Annotated in this window: 18 protein-coding genes; 10 read left to right on the top strand and 8 right to left on the bottom strand. The window is 53.7% G+C overall.

The genetic code is table 11. The annotated features are described in order from the left end of the window. Nucleotides 1-11 precede the first annotated feature (11 nt). From purM to ACFSOY_RS19990, 6 genes are all read left to right on the top strand, one after another. Nucleotides 12-1,046: a phosphoribosylformylglycinamidine cyclo-ligase gene (gene purM, locus ACFSOY_RS20015; protein ID WP_386049625.1), complete on the top strand. Its 1,035-nt coding sequence runs from the start codon at nt 12-14 to the stop codon at nt 1,044-1,046. 4 nt (nt 1,047-1,050) lie between these two features. Further along, nucleotides 1,051-1,638, top strand: a complete 588-nt coding sequence (purN, locus tag ACFSOY_RS20010) for a phosphoribosylglycinamide formyltransferase (protein WP_386049624.1) — start codon at nt 1,051-1,053, stop codon at nt 1,636-1,638. A gap of 25 nt (nt 1,639-1,663) precedes the next feature. Beyond that, nucleotides 1,664-3,211 carry a bifunctional phosphoribosylaminoimidazolecarboxamide formyltransferase/IMP cyclohydrolase gene (gene purH, locus ACFSOY_RS20005; RefSeq protein ID WP_386049623.1) on the top strand — a complete coding sequence of 516 codons (1,548 nt, stop codon included), beginning with the start codon at nt 1,664-1,666 and terminating at the stop codon, nt 3,209-3,211. Nucleotides 3,212-3,226: 15 nt separating this feature from the next. Further along, nucleotides 3,227-4,492 (top strand): phosphoribosylamine--glycine ligase, encoded by a 1,266-nt coding sequence (purD, locus tag ACFSOY_RS20000; RefSeq protein WP_386049622.1) that lies wholly within the window; start codon nt 3,227-3,229, stop codon nt 4,490-4,492. A gap of 155 nt (nt 4,493-4,647) precedes the next feature. After that, nucleotides 4,648-6,159 carry a M81 family metallopeptidase gene (locus ACFSOY_RS19995; protein WP_386049621.1) on the top strand — a complete coding sequence of 504 codons (1,512 nt, stop codon included), beginning with the start codon at nt 4,648-4,650 and terminating at the stop codon, nt 6,157-6,159. A 2-nt stretch (nt 6,160-6,161) separates the two neighbouring features. Continuing rightward, nucleotides 6,162-6,983, top strand: coding sequence for an SPL family radical SAM protein (locus ACFSOY_RS19990; RefSeq protein WP_386049620.1), 822 nt, complete (start codon nt 6,162-6,164; stop codon nt 6,981-6,983). Between the two features lie 107 nt (nt 6,984-7,090). Here the strand turns inward: ACFSOY_RS19990 and ACFSOY_RS19985 are convergent, their stop codons facing one another. From ACFSOY_RS19985 to ACFSOY_RS19955, 7 genes are all read right to left on the bottom strand, one after another. Beyond that, entirely contained in the window at nt 7,091-8,512 is a 1,422-nt protein-coding gene (locus ACFSOY_RS19985; RefSeq protein WP_386049619.1) for a hypothetical protein, read from the bottom strand. Next, the gene (locus ACFSOY_RS19980) at nt 8,512-9,324 is read right to left on the bottom strand and encodes a hypothetical protein (protein ID WP_386049618.1); all 813 of its coding nucleotides are present in this window, start codon (nt 9,322-9,324) and stop codon (nt 8,512-8,514) included. The genes ACFSOY_RS19985 and ACFSOY_RS19980 overlap by 1 nt, the downstream gene beginning before the upstream one ends. Continuing rightward, on the bottom strand, nt 9,308-10,114 hold the full coding sequence (locus ACFSOY_RS19975; protein ID WP_386049617.1) for a hypothetical protein: 807 nt from the start codon (nt 10,112-10,114) through the stop codon (nt 9,308-9,310). Before ACFSOY_RS19975 ends, ACFSOY_RS19980 begins: the two co-directional genes overlap by 17 nt. Further along, nucleotides 10,107-10,826 carry an ATP-binding cassette domain-containing protein gene (locus tag ACFSOY_RS19970; protein WP_465337049.1) on the bottom strand — a complete coding sequence of 240 codons (720 nt, stop codon included), beginning with the start codon at nt 10,824-10,826 and terminating at the stop codon, nt 10,107-10,109. Before ACFSOY_RS19970 ends, ACFSOY_RS19975 begins: the two co-directional genes overlap by 8 nt. Before the next feature lie 39 nt (nt 10,827-10,865). Further along, a complete protein-coding gene (locus ACFSOY_RS19965; protein ID WP_386049615.1) occupies nt 10,866-12,683 on the bottom strand; it encodes a TolB-like translocation protein in 1,818 nt (605 codons plus the stop codon). Between the two features lie 519 nt (nt 12,684-13,202). Beyond that, complete coding sequence (locus ACFSOY_RS19960; RefSeq protein WP_386049614.1) at nt 13,203-14,168, bottom strand: helix-turn-helix domain-containing protein; 966 nt, start codon at nt 14,166-14,168, stop codon at nt 13,203-13,205. A 351-nt stretch (nt 14,169-14,519) separates the two neighbouring features. Next, nucleotides 14,520-15,290 carry a GTP cyclohydrolase II gene (locus ACFSOY_RS19955; RefSeq protein WP_386049613.1) on the bottom strand — a complete coding sequence of 257 codons (771 nt, stop codon included), beginning with the start codon at nt 15,288-15,290 and terminating at the stop codon, nt 14,520-14,522. A 346-nt stretch (nt 15,291-15,636) separates the two neighbouring features. On the opposite strand from ACFSOY_RS19955, the gene ACFSOY_RS19950 reads away from it, so the two are divergent. The 3 genes from ACFSOY_RS19950 (at nt 15,637) to ACFSOY_RS19940 (ending at nt 19,016) form a co-directional block, all read left to right on the top strand. Next, nucleotides 15,637-16,284, top strand: a complete 648-nt coding sequence (locus tag ACFSOY_RS19950) for a class I SAM-dependent methyltransferase (RefSeq protein WP_386049612.1) — start codon at nt 15,637-15,639, stop codon at nt 16,282-16,284. Nucleotides 16,285-16,402: 118 nt separating this feature from the next. After that, nucleotides 16,403-17,203: a formylglycine-generating enzyme family protein gene (locus tag ACFSOY_RS19945; RefSeq protein ID WP_386049611.1), complete on the top strand. Its 801-nt coding sequence runs from the start codon at nt 16,403-16,405 to the stop codon at nt 17,201-17,203. A gap of 28 nt (nt 17,204-17,231) precedes the next feature. Then, a complete protein-coding gene (locus ACFSOY_RS19940; protein ID WP_386049610.1) occupies nt 17,232-19,016 on the top strand; it encodes a WD40 repeat domain-containing protein in 1,785 nt (594 codons plus the stop codon). Between the two features lie 151 nt (nt 19,017-19,167). Here ACFSOY_RS19940 and ACFSOY_RS19935 read toward each other — a convergent pair whose 3' ends face one another. Next, entirely contained in the window at nt 19,168-19,653 is a 486-nt protein-coding gene (locus ACFSOY_RS19935) for a hypothetical protein (protein ID WP_386049609.1), read from the bottom strand. Nucleotides 19,654-19,929: 276 nt separating this feature from the next. Here ACFSOY_RS19935 and ACFSOY_RS19930 point away from each other — a divergent pair, with 276 nt between their 5' ends. Beyond that, nucleotides 19,930-20,370, top strand: coding sequence for a hypothetical protein (locus tag ACFSOY_RS19930; RefSeq protein ID WP_386049608.1), 441 nt, complete (start codon nt 19,930-19,932; stop codon nt 20,368-20,370). Nucleotides 20,371-20,441 lie beyond the last annotated feature (71 nt).

Here is a 20,441-nt window from a genome sequence, read left to right as displayed (position 1 = left end):
GAGGATACAAGATGAGCGAACTGTACAAAGCGGCGGGCGTCGACATCGACGCGGGCAATGAGGCGGTCAACCGCATGAAATCCCACGTGGCGCGCACGATGCGCCCTGAGGTGGCGACGATGCTCGGCGGATTTGGCGGCGGGTTCAAGCTCGACGTATCCAAATACAAAAACCCGATGCTCGTCTCCGGCACAGACGGTGTCGGCACCAAGCTGAAGCTCGCGTTCGCCCTCGACAAGCATGACACGATCGGCATCGACGCGGTGGCGATGTGCGTCAACGACATCGTGGTCATGGGGGCGGAACCGCTCTTCTTCCTCGACTATCTGGCGACCGGCAAAGTGGTTCCGGAGACGATCGAGAGCATCGTCAAAGGGATCGCAGACGGTTGCGAACAGTCTGGATGCGCCCTGATCGGCGGCGAGACGGCGGAGATGCCGGGCATGTACCAAGATGGCGAGTATGACATCGCCGGCTTTACGGTCGGCGTCGTCGACCAGGACAAGCTGATCGACATCAGCCGCGTGCAAGCGGGCGATCTGATCGTCGGCCTCTCGTCGAGCGGCATTCACTCCAACGGCTACTCCTTGGTGCGCAAGCTGTTTTTCGGGGACAACGAGTATTCGCTCGACCATGTGTTCCCAGAGATCGGTCAACCGCTCGGGGAAGTGTTGCTCACCCCGACCAAAATTTACGTCAAGTCGGTGCTCGAACTGCTGGAGCGCTTTGACATCCATGCGCTGGCGCACATCACCGGGGGCGGTTTCTTGGAAAACATCCCGCGCGCGCTGCCAGAAGGGCTGTCGGCGGAGATCGAAGTCGGCTCCTGGCCGATTCAGCCGATCTTCGACACGATGCGCCGCCTCGGCAGCATCTCAAGCTTCGACCTGTTCCGCACGTTCAACATGGGCATCGGCATGATTCTGATCGTGCCGGCAGAGCAGGCGAAAGAGGTGGCGGCAGCAGCAGAAGCGTTGGGCGAGCAGGCGAACATCATCGGCAAGATCATCGAAGGCCCGCACGACGTACAACTGAAGGGGATTTAAGCACATGGCGACATTTGCAATCATGGCATCAGGATCTGGGTCGAACGCCCAGATCCTGATCAATTGGGTACAGGCGGGCAAGATTCAAGGCGATCTGGCCTGTGTGGTCTGTGACAAGCCGGGCGCGAAGGTGATCGAACGAGCAGAGGAAGCAGGGGTGCCTGTGCTCGTTTATTCACCAAAAGAGTTTGCGGACAAAGCGGCCTATGAAGCGCAGCTCGTCTCCGATCTGCACGCTCGCGGGGTCGAGTATGTGGTCTTGGCGGGCTATATGCGCATCTGCGGGCCGACCTTTTTGGCCGCCTATGCGGGCAAGGCGATCAACTTGCATCCGTCGCTTTTGCCGATGTTTCCGGGCAAAGATGCGATCGGCGATGCGCATGCGGCGGGCGTGAAGTACACGGGGGTCACCGTCCACTTTATCGATGAGGGCGTCGACACCGGGCCGATCATCCGTCAGGAGACGGTCTGGATCGCGCCAGAGGACACGCGGGAGACGCTGGCGGAGAAGATTCATGCGGTCGAGCACCGACTGCTTCCCGAAGTGACGGCAGCGCTTTTGAACGGAACGATCAAACACGAGAAAAACTAGAGCAAGAGAACGGAGGAACCAAGAAATGAAACGCGCACTCATCTCAGTATCGGACAAGACGGGCATCGTCGAGCTGGCGCAGGCGCTCGTGCGCCACGACATCGAGGTCGTCTCCACCGGCGGCACGCACAAGCTGTTGCAAGAGGCGGGCGTTCCGGTGACCAACATCTCCGACATCACCGGCTTTCCGGAGATCATGGACGGTCGCGTCAAGACCTTGCATCCGAACATCCACGGCGGTCTGCTGGCGATTCGCGCCAACGAGTCGCACATGTCGGCGATCGAAGGCTTAGGCATCAAGCCGATCGACTATGTGATCGTCAACCTCTATCCGTTCCAAGCGACGATCGAAAAAGAGAACGTGACGTTCGAAGATGCGATCGAAAACATCGATATCGGCGGCCCGTCGATGCTTCGCGCAGCGGCGAAAAACTATCAGGACGTCGCCGTGGTGGTCGACAGCTCCGACTATGCGCGCATCATCGATGCGCTGGACAACAACAACCCGCTGACTCGCGAAGAGAAGCTCACCTTGGCGACCAAAGTGTTCCGCCACACGGCTGCGTATGACGCGCTGATCTCGCAATACCTGTCCAAAGTCACCGGCGACGAGTTCCCGGAACGGCTGACTTTGACCTATGAGAAAGTCCAAGATCTGCGCTACGGGGAGAACCCGCACCAGCAGGCAGCTTTCTACGCAGAGCCGGGCGCTGCGCTCCACACGATCGCAGGTGCGGTGCAACTGCACGGCAAAGAGCTGTCCTACAACAACATCAACGACGCCAACGCGGCGCTCTCCATCGTGCAGGAGTTCACCGAGCCTGCGGTGGTGGCGATCAAGCACACCAACCCCTGTGGCGTCGGCATCTCCGAGACGATCTATCAGGCGTACATGAAGGCGTATGAGGCAGACCCGGTCTCGATCTTCGGCGGCATCGTCGCGCTCAACCGCGAAGTGGATGCGGACACCGCGCAGAAGATGAGCGAGCTGTTCCTGGAGATCATCCTCGCACCTTCCTACAGCGCAGAGGCGCTGGAGATTTTGCAGCAGAAGAAAAACCTGCGCGTGATGACGGTGGCGATGACTCCGCAAGGTGGGATCGCAGCGCTCGGCACCCCGCGCACCACGCTGAAAGTGCAAGGCGGTCTGCTGATCCAAGATCTCGATGCGAAAACGGTCACCGAGGAAGAGGTCAAAGTGGTCACCAAGCGCCAGCCGACGCCAGAAGAGATGAAGCAACTGCTGTTCGCTTGGAAAGTGGTCAAACATGTCAAGTCGAACGCGATCGTCCTCGCGCGCGAAGACCGCACGGTCGGCGTGGGAGCGGGACAGATGAACCGCGTCGGCGCGGCGAAGATCGCCATCGAGCAAGCGGGTGAGCTCGCACAAGGATCGGTGCTCGCATCGGATGCGTTCTTCCCGATGGCAGACACGGTGCAAGCGGCGGTGGCTGCCGGCGTGACGGCGATCGTCCAGCCGGGCGGCTCGATCAAAGATGCAGATTCGATCGCAGCAGCCGATGAGGCGGGCATCGCGATGATCTTCACCTCTGTTCGCCACTTCAAACATTAAGAGGGAGGGGAAACCATGAAAGTTCTCGTCGTGGGCGGCGGTGGTCGCGAGCATGCGATCATCTGGAAGCTCGCCCAATCCCCGCAACAACCACAGCTGTATTGCGCGCCGGGCAACCCGGGCATCGCCGAGCTTGCCACCTGCATCGACATCGGGGTGGAAGAGGTGCAGGCGCTGGCCGATTTTGCTGAGCGCGAAGGGATCGATCTGACGGTGGTCGGCCCGGAAGCGGCGCTGCTGGTCGGGATCGTCGATCATTTCGAACAGCGGGGCTTGCGCATCTTCGGACCGAAAAAGGCGGCCGCGCTGATCGAAGGTTCGAAAGCGTTCGCCAAAGAAGTGATGGTGGCACAGGGCGTTCCGACCGCAGCATCCGCCTATTTTGGCAGCCTGGAAGCGGCAAAAGAGTATGTCCGCGCACAGGGCGCGCCGATCGTCATCAAAGCGGACGGGCTGGCGGCAGGCAAAGGCGTGGTCGTCGCGATGACGCTGGAAGAGGCGGAAGCGGCGCTCGACATGATGATGAAAGACAAAGCGTTCGGTGAGTCGGGCGCACAGGTGGTGGTCGAAGAGTTTTTGACCGGGCAAGAAGCGACGATCATGGCGTTCGTCTCTGGCGATCAGGTACACCTGATGGTTCCTTCGCAAGACCACAAGCCGGCCTACGATGGCGATCAGGGCCCGAACACCGGAGGCATGGGCACTTACTCGCCCGTTCCGGTGGTCGATCAGGCGCTGCTGAAGCAAGTGGAGGAGACGATCATCCGCCCGGTGATCCATTTCCTCGCTGGAAATGGCAGCCCGTTCAAGGGCATTCTGTACACCGGGTTGATGCTGACCGCAGACGGCCCGAAGGTGATCGAGTTTAACGCGCGCTTTGGCGATCCGGAGACGCAGGTCGTCCTGCCGCGCTTGGAGACAGACGTGCTCGACATCTTCAACGCTGTGGTCGACGGGACGCTTGACCAGCTGAACATCGCGTGGTCAGACCGCGCGGCCGTCTGCGTGATCTTGGCGGCAGAAGGCTATCCGGCTTCCTACCGCAAAGGCGACCTGATCGCCGGATTGGATCAGGTGGGCGATCAGGCGGTGATCTTCCATGCGGGCACCAAGCGCACCGGCGAGGGCATCGTCACGAACGGCGGGCGCGTGCTCGGCGTCACCGGATTTGGCGCCGACCTGAAAGCGGCGCAGGCGGAGGCGTACCGCTTGGTGGAGCGCGTGACGTTCGAAGGCGTGCACTATCGCAAAGACATCGCAGAAAAAGCGTTTCGCAGCTAGTCAGTTCCAACTGTTCGATCATCCTCGCCGGCATATGCCGTGCGAGGATTTTTTGTGTGCGAGGCAACCACTTTCACATGCGGGCTTGGGCTTGGTATAATTTGTGCAACAGAACGAGCAGGATCGCTTCGCGATCAGGACAGGAGGAAGACAGGATGAGGAAACGGGTCGCCATCGGCACGATCAACCACGAGTCGAACAGCTTTTCCCCCGTACTGACGCCGCTCTCCCAGTGGGAGCGGTGGGGGCTGAGCAGAGGGGAGGAGATCCTCGCCGAGTGGCGGGGGAGCCACACCGCGGTCGGAGCCTTTTTGGAGTATGCGGAGCGCGCTGATTGGGAGGTGATCCCGACGCTCGCCGCGCAGACGCTGCCGTCCCAACCGATCACGGCCGACCTCTATCGATGGTTGAAAGAGCAGCTGCTCGCGCCGATCGAACGAGAACGGCCAGACGGCGTCCTGCTGTTCATGCACGGCGCGATGATGGCGGAAGGCGTGGGCGATGTGGAAGGCGATGTCTGTCGGGCGGTGAAGGCGATCATCGGCGACCGCCCACTCGTCTTGGCGATGGATCTGCACGGCAACATCACGCCGGAGATGTGCGCGCACTGCGACGGGGTGTTCGCGTTCGACACCAACCCGCACATCGACCTGATCGAACGAGCGCTGGAGGCGGCAGCCTGTCTGGAGCGGGCGCTCAACGGTGAGATTCGCCCGCTGGTCAGCATGGCACACCCTCCGCACAGAATGATGCCGCCGACGATCAACATGCGGACGGCAGAAGGGCCGATGGCGGAGCTGTTTTCGCTGGCACGGCGCTGGGAGGAACAGCTGGGGATTTTGAACGTCTCCATCTTCGGCGGATTCCCTTACTGCGACTTTGCGGGCGTCGGGCTTTCGGTCGTCACCACCGCCGACGGAGACCGAGCGCTCGCTGACGCCTGTTCGTCCGCCATCGCAGCGCGGGCGTGGGAGATTCGCGAACAGTTTTTAAAAGACGTCCCGACCTGCGAAGAAGCGATCGACCGAACGCTCGAACTGCTCAGCTCGGGTCGTGAGCTCGCCGGCCCGATCGTGCTCGCCGATGTGGCGGACAACCCGACTGGGGGAGGCTCGGGCGACACCACGGTGCTGCTGCAGGAGCTGCTGCGCCGCGGGGTGGAAAAGGTGGCGGTCGCCTGCATTCACGACCCGGAGAGCGTTCAGCAGGCGAAGCGCATCGGCGTCGGCAACAGCGGCTCCTTTGTGATCGGTGGAAAAGGGCCGATCGAATATGGCGCACCGCTGCAAGTCGAGGGCACCGTCTGCGCGCTGACAGACGGGCGCTTCGTCTCCCAAAGCCAGGTCAGTCGAGGGAGCCAGAGCATGGGCGAGACGGCCGTCATCGAAACGGGCGGCCTCAAGCTGGTGATCACGACCGATCGGCACGCCTGCATCGACCCGGAGGTCTTTCAAAGCGTCGGGATCGATCCGCTGGAGCAAGCGGTGATCGTCGTCAAATCGAGAGGGCATTTCCGCGCCGCCTTCGAGCCGATCGCAAGCACAATCCTCGAAGTGGGCGCACCGGGCGCGACGAGCACCAACTTGCACCACTTCCCCTATCGCAACATTCCGCGCCCGATCTGGCCGCTGGATGATCCAGATGGTGAGCGGAAGGGAGCGCAGTGAAGGTGAGGCGAGCGATCACGCACAAAAAGCCGACGAAGCTGCTCAACCCGGCCAGCGGTTTCCTCGGCGGCTACAGCCATACGCTCAACCCGTATGTGGGCTGTTCCTACGCCTGTTCCTACTGCTATGTGCGCCAGATGCCGGTGGCGCTGTTTCGCGGGCAGGAGTGGGGGACGTGGATCGATGTGAAGATCGAGGCGGGGGAGAAGCTGCAGCGCGAGTTGCGCACCGCCAAGAAAAAAGGTCCGGTCACCCTCTTCATGTCCTCCAGCACCGATCCGTACCAGCCGATCGAAAAGCAGGAGCGGGTCACCCGATCGCTGCTGGAGGCGATGGTGGAGGAAAAGCCCGACTTTCTCTTCGTGCAGACGAGAAGCCCGCTGGTCACCCGCGACCTCGATCTGTTTGAACAGTTGCAAGACCGCATTCGCATCTCGATCACCGTGGAGACGGACCGCGATGACATCCGCAAGCTCTTCACCCCGCAGGCGCCGCCGATCGAAGCGCGCTTGCAGGCGATCGAGGCGGTGCGCGCAGCCGGGCTTCCCGTTCAGGCGACGATCGCACCCGCCCTGCCGAGCAGCGAGCAATTTGCCAAGCGGCTGGCGGGCCTCGTCGATCGCGTCTGCCTCGACGATTACTTCATGGGCGATGGCAGCGGTGGCAAGCGCACCGAGCGCTTGCAGATCGCCGAGCTGTATCGGAGCGCGGGGCTGGAAGACTGGTATGACCGCGATGCCTATCTGCGCGTGCTTCGCAACTTGCAGGAACAGTTTCCGCCCGAACAGGTGCTGATCAGCCAGCAAGGGTTTTTGCCGGGCTGAGGAAAACCTCGAAAAACACCCTGCAGAACTAGGTGATACCGCTCTACAGGGTGTTCTCGTAACAAGTCACTTTACAGATGTGAGACTTCCGATTTCTATGGGGCGACCTACGAGTCGGTGCGATGCAACAAGTGATGATCATGGATCGTCCTCTCGTTTCCGACACTTCGGGTAAGGGAGCCTAGCAAATCGATGTTCAGCGATTCGTTCCATGCTTGAAGATCGCAGCTGGGAGGAAGCATAAGCGTCTGGACAACTCGATCGAGCACAGGTTTACCCGCATCTAAAATCGACTTGGAAAGGTTCCATGCGGCCACGCTGCCGCAAATGTATCTCTGCCCGACTTCCGCTTCCTGCCAGACCAAGCGACTCCCGCACCAGGAAAGGTTCGTTCCTCGTTCGAACTCTAGATGGCGACCAAAGATCATCTCGATCAGATCGTCCCAGATGCACTGTATTTCTTCGAGAGTTTGGACTCGCTTCTCATGAATCTGATATTTGAATTCGACCTTTAGAAATTGGAAGAGCGTAAATGAAAGAATCCTTTGCAAATAGCTGATGCGACCTTCCCATTTATGAAGGGCGACCAATTCGATCGTCATCGGGAAGATCTCAACCACCGACACATCTGGCAAGAGATAGTTCTTCTCTTGATCGCGGTATGCCCAAAAATGGAGTCCATGTGACAATTCGTGCAAAAGACCTAGCGCGCCTTCCTTGCCTCGAACGCTGTGCAGATAGCAGAGAGGCTCGTGATGAAAAGCGACAGGCATCGCAAAGCCGCTCTGCAATTTGTGGGGAGCTTCGCTTGTCTCCAGGCATCCGTTAACGAGCAAGTGGGAGAGCGTTTCCCCAAAGAATGAATGAAGATCGCCCATCAACGATCGGGTCTGTTCGAGCGAATAGGTAGAGTCCCAATCATTCATTTCACTCTCGAACAGAAACGAGAGGTCTGTCCAGTGAATTTTGGTCTTCCCGCTCGCCTGCACCAGTTCGCCGAGGTATGTTTGCAGCAAGGGCAATGCATCGAGCATCTGCTGGCGTGCCTTTAGGTAATGTGGGTCGGTTGGGAATTTATCGTGGCAGATTTGAATCAGAAGCTCGGCGAAGCGCTCCTTTTTGGCTGCATACTGCTGGGTGAGATACTCTCTCGCCTCTCGTCGGATCTCAGAGTGGGGAGAAGTTGATGCCTGAAAGACTGTCAACCCAGAAAATCGGATCTTATAAATTTCTTGAATCATCTCAGCTTGACGCTGAATCGCATCCTCTACCTTTTGGTCAGACTCTTCCTCAGCTTGAACGGTGATTTTTTCCTCGATCTCCTCGACCTCGTTCAATCGATGCTTCCAAAGCTTATCTTTCGTGTTCAGACAATATCGCGCATATGCATAAGTCCACAGAAAGGACAGGAGCTCTTCAGCCTGCTCAAACTCTCCCTGCACAACGAAGCTGATTGCGCGCTCTTTGTCTTGTCGCCATTCTCGATCGGCTACTGCCTGCGGATAGAAGCGATCTAGGTTCCATCTCATCAATTTTGCCTCCGTCTGCAAGATGATTTGATCACCGCGTTGAGCATGAAAATCCACAGACAAAGAAACAAAGCGCCGACGAGGTAGCAGGCGGTCGCATACTGTGTGAGTACCCCTTGCGTTTGTTGAATCGCAAGCCCCGCGGGGAACGCGGTCATAAAGTATGCGGGATAGAAGGTCATCAGGAAGGTCAAGCTGACACTGCCGCTGACAAACAGGTGCATCGGCTTGGTGTAAAACCGAGTCGAAGGGCTGCCCAAAGCGATGGGCATCGTCGGATCGAAATAGGCTTGGATGATATGAAAAGCGCTGGTGAGCACCACGTGGGTAAACGTGCCGAAGAGCAGTGCGAGCGCGATCAAGATCGGGTTGGTCGCATAGAACATCCAACTGAGCAGAATCGCGCCGAGCCCGCAGATTGCCCCGAGCCCCAACATGGGCAGATCCCAGCGCAGAAAGATCACTTTGAAGAGCGGCATGCCTGGGGAGAGCAGGTAATACATGGTCTGCCCCCGCCGAAGCGAAGCGCAATATTCGCCGATCCCTTTGAAGATCAGCGCATCCCCCAACGAATCTACAGCGTACATCACCAGCAAAAAGATCACCAAGTCGCGCATGGGAATGGTCTGATCTCGAATCACGCTGAACATGAGCAGCACGATGATCGACATGGCGAGATAATAGAGCAGCTGAGGAATCAACTCTAAGAGGCCAAAGCGCAGGCGATTCGCGACGCCCGCCTTGCTCATTTTCCAAACGGCAGATATTAGGATGAAACTGCCGATTACCGATCGATTAATAGCACTTTTCACGTCGGCTCCTTTCCGCATACATCGCGATCGCCCCAAACAGGAACATCCAGAGAATGCAACCAGCAAACGTGTACAATTGCAGGTCGAGCTTGCTCAATGCGCCGGGGAATCGCTCTTCCTGCAGGAGGTTCAGAGGTGTTGACACAGCTGCTGAAAAAGGATTTAACAGGTAAAACCAAGGGGAAGTGCTGAGCATGCCAAGAGGAAATACTGCACCGGACAAGATCCAAGTGGTGTTGTGAAAAATTGAACCGACCAGCCCCGAGTACCCTTTTGGCGAATAGAAGCGGAAAATGATGCCTCCCAAGACCAGATTGATCGATCCGATCACGATGTTTCCGACCGCCAACCCGATCTCTAACGGCCCGTTCTGATGATAGATCGCCAAGCTTAAAAATGCGATTGCCCACACGTACAGCGCTTTGGTCTTCAGCACTTTTCCGACATGATGACCGAGGAAGATCGCGGTTGGACCGCCAGGCAGCAGATCGACCGCATGCCACTTGGCCTGCTCCATCAGATCGCTCTGTTGACGACCGATGCCTTTGAGTCCGATCAGCATCCAGAGCGGATAGGACAGCAAGGAGTAGACGACGAGCGTTTTCCACTGATAGCCGGCGAGGGAGCCGGAGGAGTACCACAGAAAGCAGTCGGTGACTAAGACGAGAGCCAAATAGTAGAGCAGCAGGCTCCATCCGATATCAAAAGGGGTAGCTCCGCGCGCCACGAGGTACACGCTCCGCAAGCGCAACGCGAGGGAGTATCGCGTCTGCAAAAGCTTCTCAGCCACTTCCGTACACCTCCCGGAAGCGATCTTCGAGAAGTTCTGAGTTCACATTCTGACTTGTGAAGAAATCGGAGACGATTCCCTGCTGCAAGAATCCTCCCCGCTCACAGATCTCCGTGATATCCTTCAGGTTGTGCGAGGTCAGGATTCCGCATCCCCCTTTAGCCTTTAAGTAGGCCTTGATGGCGTTGCGGACAAGCGAGATAGCCATCGGGTCCAAGCCGACGGTTGGCTCGTCTAAGATCAGCACTTCTGGGCAACAAGCCAGCGTCAGCGCAAGTTCGAATTTGGTGCGCTCACCAAAGGAGATCATGGTGGGGCGCTTGTGCAGCTTATCCTGAATTTGAAACTCTTCCAACTGCCGTTCAAACCAGACAGAATCAAAAGTGCGATACAGGTTTTTATAGAGCACGATGTGTTCGTGCAGATCCACCGTGGCGAACAGACGCGTCGCCGCGCCGGAGACCAGGCCGATTTTTTCCGACCAGTTGCCGTTGCTCAGGTTGGGGCGACTGTTCTGATACAGGACCTCACCGCGATCTGGTGGATAGACTCCGATGATCAGCTTGGTCAAGGTCGTCTTGCCAGAACCGTTGGGCCCCACCAGTCCGAACATTTCCCCCGCCTCGATCTGCAGATTTACCCCGTGCAAGACGGGCGTGACCGTTTCCTCCCGCCTGAACCAACGCTTTCGAGCGCGATAGGAGTAGTGCACATCCTGTAGGACTATCACTTTGTTTCCTCCACACTTTTTTTATAAGAATAATTCACGAACTTTATGAGGGACTCCTTCTTGGAGCAGGTAAACAGCCACATAGGGAGCACGACCACCGACGAGAAGCAAAGATTCACCCGTTTCCGCCTTTCGGGCTGCTATCCCTTTTGGAAAGTCGTGCGTCGAAAGCTGCACGTCGAAACCGTCTGTGCTCTCGTAATCGTAGCTGCAAATCATCAGATTATAACTGACCGTGTAAACGTTCTGCTCAAAGACGATCGCATTTTCTACAGTGGTCGTCACCCAATCGGTCCAGCGCTTGACCACTTCCTTCGTCGAGGTGTCAATTTCACAAACTCCCTCTGGGCCATTCATCAGAATGTTGCCGTTTTCCAATCGGCGGAAGCGCTTCACGTTGTCGCGGGGATAGATCTCGCTGACCGAATCAAAATCATCTTTATCAAGGATGAGGATTTTCTGATTCCGACAACCGATGTAGCGATTTCCTTGGTGGTCATAGGTGACCGCCCATACGGGCAGGTCGCACTTCAGCTCTTGGAGGAGCTCACCCGTTTCGACATCGAGCTCGGCCGCGTACTGCGCTTCTGTGCCGATCAACGCCTTAGTAAAATCGACGTTTAGGTCGACATCGCGCACGATGCCTGGCACTTGGCGACGCCAGCGGATGGTTCCCTCACCAGAAGCGAGAAACACCGTTCCACTGGTCGTGACCGCCAGATAGGAACCGTCTGGCAACGGGCGCGCCCGACGGACTCGACCGAATGCATATCGATGCCGCGTGACCTCGGAGAGTTCCACGGTCTGATAGCTCCCGATTCCATAGCGAACGATCGAAACGCTTCCATCTTCCAAAGCGCAGTACACGAGGCTGTCATCTTCAGGATGGGCGTCAACGCCCCACACGCAATTCCCCTCGAACGAAGTTTTCTCCAACTGGTTGCCATATTGGTCGATCTGATAGATCTCGCCAGACTCTAGCAAGATGTAGATCTGATGGTCTGACACATAGAGCACCTGTTTCAACTGGAACTTGAAAGGGCCGATCACCCGTTTTAACTCCGCTTGCTCGTTTTCGTTCGAATACACATAGAGGTGATGATCAAAGCAGGCGATGTACGCGGACGAATGCGATTCATCAAACGTGATCCATTCCACGTCGTCCAACGTCATTTTGTAATGCTGTTTCTCCTTGCCGTCAGCCGACACGATCGAAAAGCCGTAGGAGTTGTCGGTCGATGCCCAGTAGCGGTCATGGCGCTTGTCATACCGAACGCAATGGACAGGTCCGCGATCGACCCGAATGCGCTTTTCAAACTCCCCGGTTGAAAGATTGCCGAAGTAAAGCCAGCCTGAAAAGTCGGACAACACATGCGTATCGGGGCGCGACACTTCAATCGTTTCGATGAACGACGCTTTGTTCGGGTCGAGCACGCGCAGCAGTCGGCAGGTGTTCGGATCGATTTCCAACAGTTGCCCAAAGCCATTCAGGGCATAGACCTTACTGTCGAACAGGGTGAGCGCATGGTTGATGCTCGGCGTGATGGAGTCGTCCTCATCGAGCATAGCACGATCGGCATAAGCGCCCTCATACAGGATATCGATCGGACGGAGCGTATATAAGTCCCAGCGAACGATCTGACCGAAATTGCTTCGGGTGAAGATGTATCGATCGGTCGCAACCATCGCCGAGATCGGCCTGATGTTGTCAGTCTTCATCGAAGCTTGTACGCAGTTCAAATTTTGGTCGAGAAAATAGATGCCACCTTTCCTGCCCGAAACGAGCAACCCGTTCCGCTCTTTGGAGTACAGCATGTACTGAAAACGTTCTTGGACCATAATCAAGCCTCCTGAAAAGTATAGAATTGAAGCGATGGTTAGAATCTGGATTCGAAAATGAGTGAAAGGAGCTTGCTCCTTTCACTCATTTTCGAATTTCTTAGTCAGGGGTGACTTCACCTTTGCCAGCGATGCGCTTCGGCTGTTTTTTCATCGATCTCGACCTCCTTTCCACGCGGAATTCGAATTTCTTAGTTATCGGTAGGTTCACCTTTGCCAGCAACGCGTTTCGGTTGTTTTCTCATCGACCGACACCTCCTTCTGATTATTCTGAACTACGAAAATAGTCCGCAAATAAATATTATCCTTCCGTAAATATGGATTCAAACTGGGTGTTGATGACTCCTGATTCCTCCGTTAGTTTCGGGTACAGGAAAACCCTCTCATCGCAAGAAAGGACAAGGTCGGGAGTATGACTCACTATTTTTCTGAAAATACAGAATATTAACCATGAACAGAAATCCAAGCGGGATCTCCAAGCTTAGGAACCGGATGGCTCTCCCTACTGCGGTGGAGTGATCAAAAATATTGAGAGCTGTGAAACAAATCTTGGTGGTCAAATTGTGGGGACTCGACAGCTATTTTCGAAAACGTCGCATCTTTTTCTTGGCAATCCATCGCGAGATAGCAGTTGGAGATCAGGTGATGCGAAAGAGACGCTTTTTCTACATTGCCTGTAAACGTGTGGTAGGCGACCGCTTTTTCATAGTAGGGGATCGCTTGATCATAGATGTTCATCTTTTCGTAGCAGGCCGCAATCAAGGCACTGATCTCACCGTACATAAACATCGAGTTGTTCTTTAACAGTTGATCCAAACGAGTTATTAAGATGCGAACCACCTGGTGGAACTTGCCTTGACCATACAATGCTCGACCGAGACCGTAATAGATTTTTGTATGGGTGGAAAGAGGTAGCTCTTTGGGAATCGAGGAGAGCAATTTTTTGTATATCGCTTCCGATTTCTCGTATTTCCCAATCAAGTTCTTTAAGGCACCTAAGGAGATGTTTACCTCGGCTAAGATTTGCTGGTCGCGGCATTCTTCCGCATATTCGTGCGCTTTGCGCAAGTGGGCTTCGGCGCGTTCGTATTGCTCTTTCAACGCTTCAAGAATTCCAGCGTAACGAAAGAGGACCGCCATTTTACTTGGGGACTCCACGATGTCAGGGTGGCGCAGATGCTTGCGTATGAGCACCGAGCCATCGTAATATTGGCAATCATGGATCAGCGCCGCGATATGTTCAATCAGCAGGTCGAAAGAGAAAGAAGCCTCGCGGGACGGTGGAGTTACCTCTTGCAGAAGGTCGGGAAGCGCAAGCTGCAGCCTGGCTGCAATCTTTTCTAACAGGAGAATCGAGGGGGTGCACTTTCCAGCTTCGATCATGCTGATGTGGCTGCGATCACAAATTCCTTTGGCAAGTTGTACCTGTGTTAATCCTTGACGCATACGAAGTTTTAAAATCTTCGCACCGATAGGCTCTTTCATCAAAAAACTCTCCTTTCTGATCGGATGGAGCACGAAAGAATCGCTTTTTCATAAAATATTTTTGAGTGTTTTAAAAATCTGTTTAATTTATCGACAGAATATCAACATAAATCACGTTTGTCAATAATATTCTGTAAATTATGATCATATTTTCCTGATGTGAAAAAATTTGTATGGGGATTTGGGGTGATTTGAACGTGAATCGGATCACGTTTTTTATTTTGCGAAGACGTGATATCTCACATAGACATCAAGAAACCTAGAAGCGTCGTTATATGACGAATCCAGGTTTCGTTGTAGCTGCCGATCGCACAGAGAGATCGATGAAGTTGTCGAGATCGAGCTGTCCGTTTAACGATTTTCTGCGGGCTGTAGGAGCAAGGATTGCTGCTCTTCATTCATCTGGTGACCAGATTTCTTGATTTTAGTTTTGATGTAGTTCTGGTTATACTGCGTGACATCGCCCCACAGGCTAACCATCTTTGTTTCCTGTAGGCCTGCGTTGCGTAATGCGTTCAGCTTATTGGGGTTGTTGGTCAAGAGTGTCACCTGACCTTTTCGCAAATGCTGTAAAACGGTCAGCGCTTCCTCGTAGGTGCGAGCATCCTCTGGGAATCCGAGTGCAAGATTTGCCTCGACAGTATCGAGACCTTGCTCTTGGAGCAAATAGGTGAATGCTTTGCTAAAAAGTCCGATGCCTCGACCTTCATGATTGGCCAGATAGAAGAGCGCCCCTGAGCCAAACTCGATGATCTGTTGCAGCGATTTGCTCAGTTGTGATCCGCAGTCGCAGCGTTTGCTGCCAAAGATATCACCCGTATGGCAGATGCTGTGCATGCGGATCACAGCATTACTGCTCGACTTGAAATTTCCATATACAAGTACAGACGATTGCTGGAAGTTCTCCAATTGTAGTGATGGCAAGCGCTTCAGTAGAGTGCCGCAATCTTCTGGCAAATTCTCGCCTGACAACCAGGAATACCATTGAAAGGTTACCGTCTCTCCCTCTAGGGTGATCGGCAATTGAACCGGCCCAACTAGAAAGAGTTTCGTTCTCCCGCATTCCAGTTGCTGTACATGATCTTTCAGCAATTGAGAAAAATGATTGATTTGGTTCGCCATTCTGATCACCACCTCTTCCTTTTGCTCATCCATTCTTGTTCCTATACTACTACAGGAGCAAATCTGACAATGTTAACCTGTTACGCTCCGATCAGCTATGGAGTTGCAGTATTGACAACGATCAATCCATCTCTGCTGAAGGAGAGGGATGTGTAAAGGATTCACATATATTTTGAATTTTCAATTATATAGTGAGTTCCTTCCACACTTCTATCCAAGTATGGAGATCCTTTCGCCCAAGACGCACAACGACTCTTCAGATAATCGCATATGATCCTTCTGGGAAACGGCTGGGAATCAATCTTCCTATACTAAAGGATATTAAGTGGCAGAAGGGAGGGACATTATGGTTGAGAGGCATTCCCACCATGATGTTGAGCGGTATAAAACGGTGATAAAAGAAGCGTTCACCAAGCATTACGAAGAAGGGAGCGATGTCTGGTCGAACGATGCGTCGTTGGTGGATGCAACCAAGATCGCATTTGATACAGCCTTCAAGCGATTGAATCGTCGCCTTCATCTGTTGGACATCGGTTGCGGAAATGGACGACATCTGATGTCGCTGCCAAATCTGGCTTCCTATACAGGTATTGACCTGTTTCACCATGAAAATTGGGAATCTTATGATGGAACGAAACCATTTGAAGTGAAATTCATTCAAGATGATTTTCTAGCATGGGCCATGCGGCAGACTCAAAAATTCGATCTGATCGTCGACAATGGCTGTTTTCATCATCAACATCCGGATGAACATTTTGATTATCTGCAACAAATTTCCGAGTGTTTGCAGTCAGATGGACTGTTCAGTGTCGTGGTATGGGGCGAAGTTTTTCGAGAGGGAAACATTGACGATTATGGGCGCTATCACTGCTATTTCTCTCCTGAATCGATCGTTCAATTGATTGAAAGCACTCCGCTTGAAGTATTGCGAGTCATCGAATCGAAGGCGTTGATCGGCAAGAGTCAACTGCAGGTGATCGCGCTTAAGAAGTAAGCGTGATCGTTCATCAGCGATTCGGTCAAAAGCTAGATGATAAATTTTCTGAAAAATGAATCGAATTCGTCATGTTTATGTGCAATCCTATAATCTTTCAGTTCGAGAGAGGGGTATTATGCGCAAAGTCACAATAACTCACTTGGAGTGGATACGGATTCCGGCAGGACGAGCGAGAATCGGTAGCACTTTAGCAGAAATTGATCGTGCAAATGAAGAATGGAAGTCTCGCTTGCTTGAACCCCGATATGTCGAAGTGTTCAGAGACTGGTTGCTGAAAGAATACCCACAGCACGAGGTATGGTTGGGCAGTTTTGAGATTTCTGACATTCTCGTGACCAACCGCATGTATCGCGAGTATTCGGAGGCGACAGGAAACAGGTTGCCCGAAAGCATCTGGAGCCCCGAACTTGCAGGAATGGATGATCATCCGGTCTGGGGCGTGACTTTTGAAGAGGCGAAACAATATTGCGTGTGGTTGAGCGAGCAACTTGGATACGAGGTACGCCTTCCGAGCGAAGCAGAATGGGAATACGCAGCGCGTGGCGGAACTGATCGTGAATATCCTTGGGGCTCAGGGTTTGATCCGGCGCTTTGCAACACTCATGAAGCGGGAGTCGGCAAGACGACTTCGGTGCGCCATTATTCGGAAGGTCGATCCTTGTTTGGTTTGTACGACATGGGAGGCAACGTGGAAGAATGGGTCGACGACCTGTACGCGCCTTACCGAGGAGGCGATCTGGTCGTAGATGATCTGGTCGAAGCGCTTGGCATGAAGTACCCGGTGCTCAAAGGAGGCTCATTCGCGCGAGGAGGCGATTTGGCCCGGGTCGCACGGCGTCATGGAGGGTTTCCCGATCCTGTTTTCCGCTTTACCGGTTTCCGCTTGGTGCGCGATGCGCAAGGGGAGGGCAACTGAATTCTTAAAGTTGAAGGAGGAGATGAACTTGCATACTGGACCGATTACTGCCGTATTGGCGAGCAAGGATGGAAAAGAAGTCTACACAGCCGGATATGGTAAAGAGATCTATGTGTGGAACCGTCAAACTGGTCAATGCGAATTGCTTGGCAAGCACGAACATCTGATCAACTCTCTCGCTCTATCCGAAAGTGGAGAGCTGTTGGCGAGCGCATCGTCAGACTATACGATCAACGTTTATGATTTGAAGTCGCGCGCTTTGATCCGAACTCTGTTCGGACATGCTGACGATGTGGAAGCGCTCGCTTTTGCCGAGCACGATACTCTGCTGGTCTCAACTTCACGCGACAGACGGGCTATGGTGTTCAACCTCACGACTGGAGCGATTCAGACCGTATTTCAAGGTCACAGCAAAGATGTGCTCTCGTTGTGGGTCAATCAGGGACGTGCTTTTACAACAGGTGACGACGGACGAGCTTTGATCTGGGATCTTGCAACAGGTGCGGAACTAGGGGAAATCGGACCGTTTGACTGTGAGTTGGATGCTGTTTCGGGAAACGAATCGATCGACGCTTTTGCGATCGGGGCGGACGATGGACGTGTGATGATCTACAATGCGTCCTCTCTCCAATTGCAATCGACCTTGCCAGCGCATGATTTCGGCGTGAAAAAAGTGGTCTTCTCACCGACTGGACGCTTGTTGCTGACCGCGGGCTATGACCATCTGATCAAAATATGGTCTACTGCAACGGGCGAGTTGGTGAAAGAGCTTTCGACCTATAAATACCAATGGGAGCGCGCGCTGGCCTGGACGACAGATGAGCGGTCGATCCTCGGTGCGAGCTTCGGTGTGCGTTACTGTGAATGGTCTTTGGCGACTGGAGAACTGATTAGCCCGAAATGGGAATTGGCAACTCCTTCGATCAACGACCTCGCGATCTCCGAGAAATTTGAGTTCGCTACCGCTTCTGATGATGGTCGATTCCGCATCGACGGAAAAGATCTTGGAAGAGTACATGGCACGCTGACAAACGGTGTAGGCATTTCAGACGATGGACAGTATGTCGTGTGGGGCGATCACGCGAGCGAAGCGCACATCATGGATCGTACACACGAAGCACAGATTCGAACGATTCGCCTTGGCAGCGGCCCTGTCAACAGCGTCTTCTTCTGTTCAGAGGATCAAAAGTTCTATGTCGGGACGTATGGCGGTCATGTGCATGTGATCGACCCTGTCCGCGCTGAAGAAGTCGTCTCTTGGAAAGCGCATGGCGGTGCTGTAAAAGCGGTTCAGGCTGATGGACAATATGTGCTGACCTGCTCGTCCGACAACTCGATTCATCTATTCCAGAAAGGTGATCTGAAGAAGGCAACACGCGAATTTTTCGGCCCTACTGCCATCGTCAATGACATTTTTTTGGACAGTGTGAACGGTCGAGTGATCTCCGTTTCCCGTGATAAGGTTGTCCGCATCTACGATCTTGATTCTGCTAGGATTATCGCTCAACACGACGTACATCGCTATTCGATCAAGTCGGTGACGGTCACTGAAGATGGTCACATCGTATCGGCCGACTACTGGGGCTATGTTGTCATCTGGAATCCTCGGACAGGGATCTTGACGTCTGCCATTCGCGTGGCGGAGAACGGGATTAGCGCTCTTCGACGAAAGGGGAACTCCGTGTACGCATCCTCTTATGATGGAGGTATTTATATGATCAGTACGGATGGAACCACAAAGGAAGAATTGCGTTTGTTTCAGCAAGGCGATCCCAGCTCCTTGCCGAACACCCCGAACCTTCAAGCGATATAGCTGGTCGTTACACGATCCGCGACAATTGAAGAGCTTGTTGTCGCAGCGCCGAATCGAAACAAACACCCTGCAGTACCGTGAACGGATCTGCAGGGTGTTTTGTATTCTTCCCAGCTGTTTGATACGGGAAGGCATCTCGTTGGAAGGACGATTAAAAAGAGGTAGTAGCGACGTAGATGGTCACTGCCGGGTTGTTGCCCTCGAAATTCCCGATGAACGCTCGATAGTAACCGCTTCCGTCGCTAGGCGTAAACAGGGTCGCTGAGTCGCTGCCATTAAAAATGTTTGTTTGCGCGACGTATTCAAGATTGCTCGAGTCCATAAGACCCACTTGTAAGGTGGCTGTAGCAGGAGTCCACGAGGCGGTGAAGGTGACGGGAGAACCTGCTGGCAGATTCATCGGCCTGCCCATTTTTAAATAACCGTATGGAAGGTTCACGATGGTGCCGTAGAGAAGGTCTTCGGTTCCGAACATGGAAGCATCACGACCGCTGTTCTGATACAGATACGAGCTCCACGGTGCTTTCGTTTGTACGGCAGAAATTTGCAGGGGAGCGTCGATTGCTGCCAGCGAAGTTCCCGGTGCAAGTCCTGCCGCTAAAGCTGCTGCGATTGCAAAACATGTTAGCTTTCTCACAAGATCATCTCCTTTGCGATTGTGAGGTAGGTCGTCTTTGATCTATTTTATCATTTAAATAAAAAATAACAAGATGAAATATTGCGAGATTATTTGCTGAGAGAGTCTCAGTCGGCAGGCGGACTTTATGATATGCATAGAAGAATACATTTGAATGTATTGCGACGAGCAGGGGACGCGAGAGGATCATAATAAACCGACGCGGATGTCTATCGGAAAATCAAGAAATATCTGAATAGAGTAGAATGATATAAAAATATTAAGGAGTTGATGAAGATGAAGAAATTTGCAATTCTACTCACTGCACTGTCTCTTTCCGCGTTGATCGCGCCCACAGCATCGGCGCAAGTTGGTACGATGGACATCAAGATGGAGATTGAAAATAACAATAGTATGACGTATGCGACCAAGTGTCCATTCAAGTGTATCGGCACAATTTCCACGATTGACGATGTCGACTGGTATTCAGTCCAAATCGGATCCTTGTCAACAGCGACTTCGTTCACCTTCACATTGACTGACGTCCCGACTGGTAAGGATTACGATCTGTTCGTCTACAATGAAACGGGTCAATTGCTAGGCAAGTCCACCAATATGGGTTCTGCTTCCGAAATGGTCACGTTTCCAATCACTGCGGGGAAGAGTTACTACGCAAAGGTCTTTTCCGTTAGCGGATACAGTACGAGCGCCTTCTACATGCTCTCGGCAGATTTCTAAGCGTGACGCGACTCCACGAAAGCACCCGTAACGGGTGCTTTTTCGATTGCGACTTGTTCACTGGACGAAGT

Source organism: Tumebacillus lipolyticus (assembly GCF_042682745.1).
GTDB lineage: Bacteria > Bacillota > Bacilli > Tumebacillales > Tumebacillaceae > Tumebacillus_A > Tumebacillus_A lipolyticus.
The sequence above is the reverse complement of the archived record's forward strand: the minus strand, read 5'-3'. Positions and strand labels throughout refer to the sequence as shown.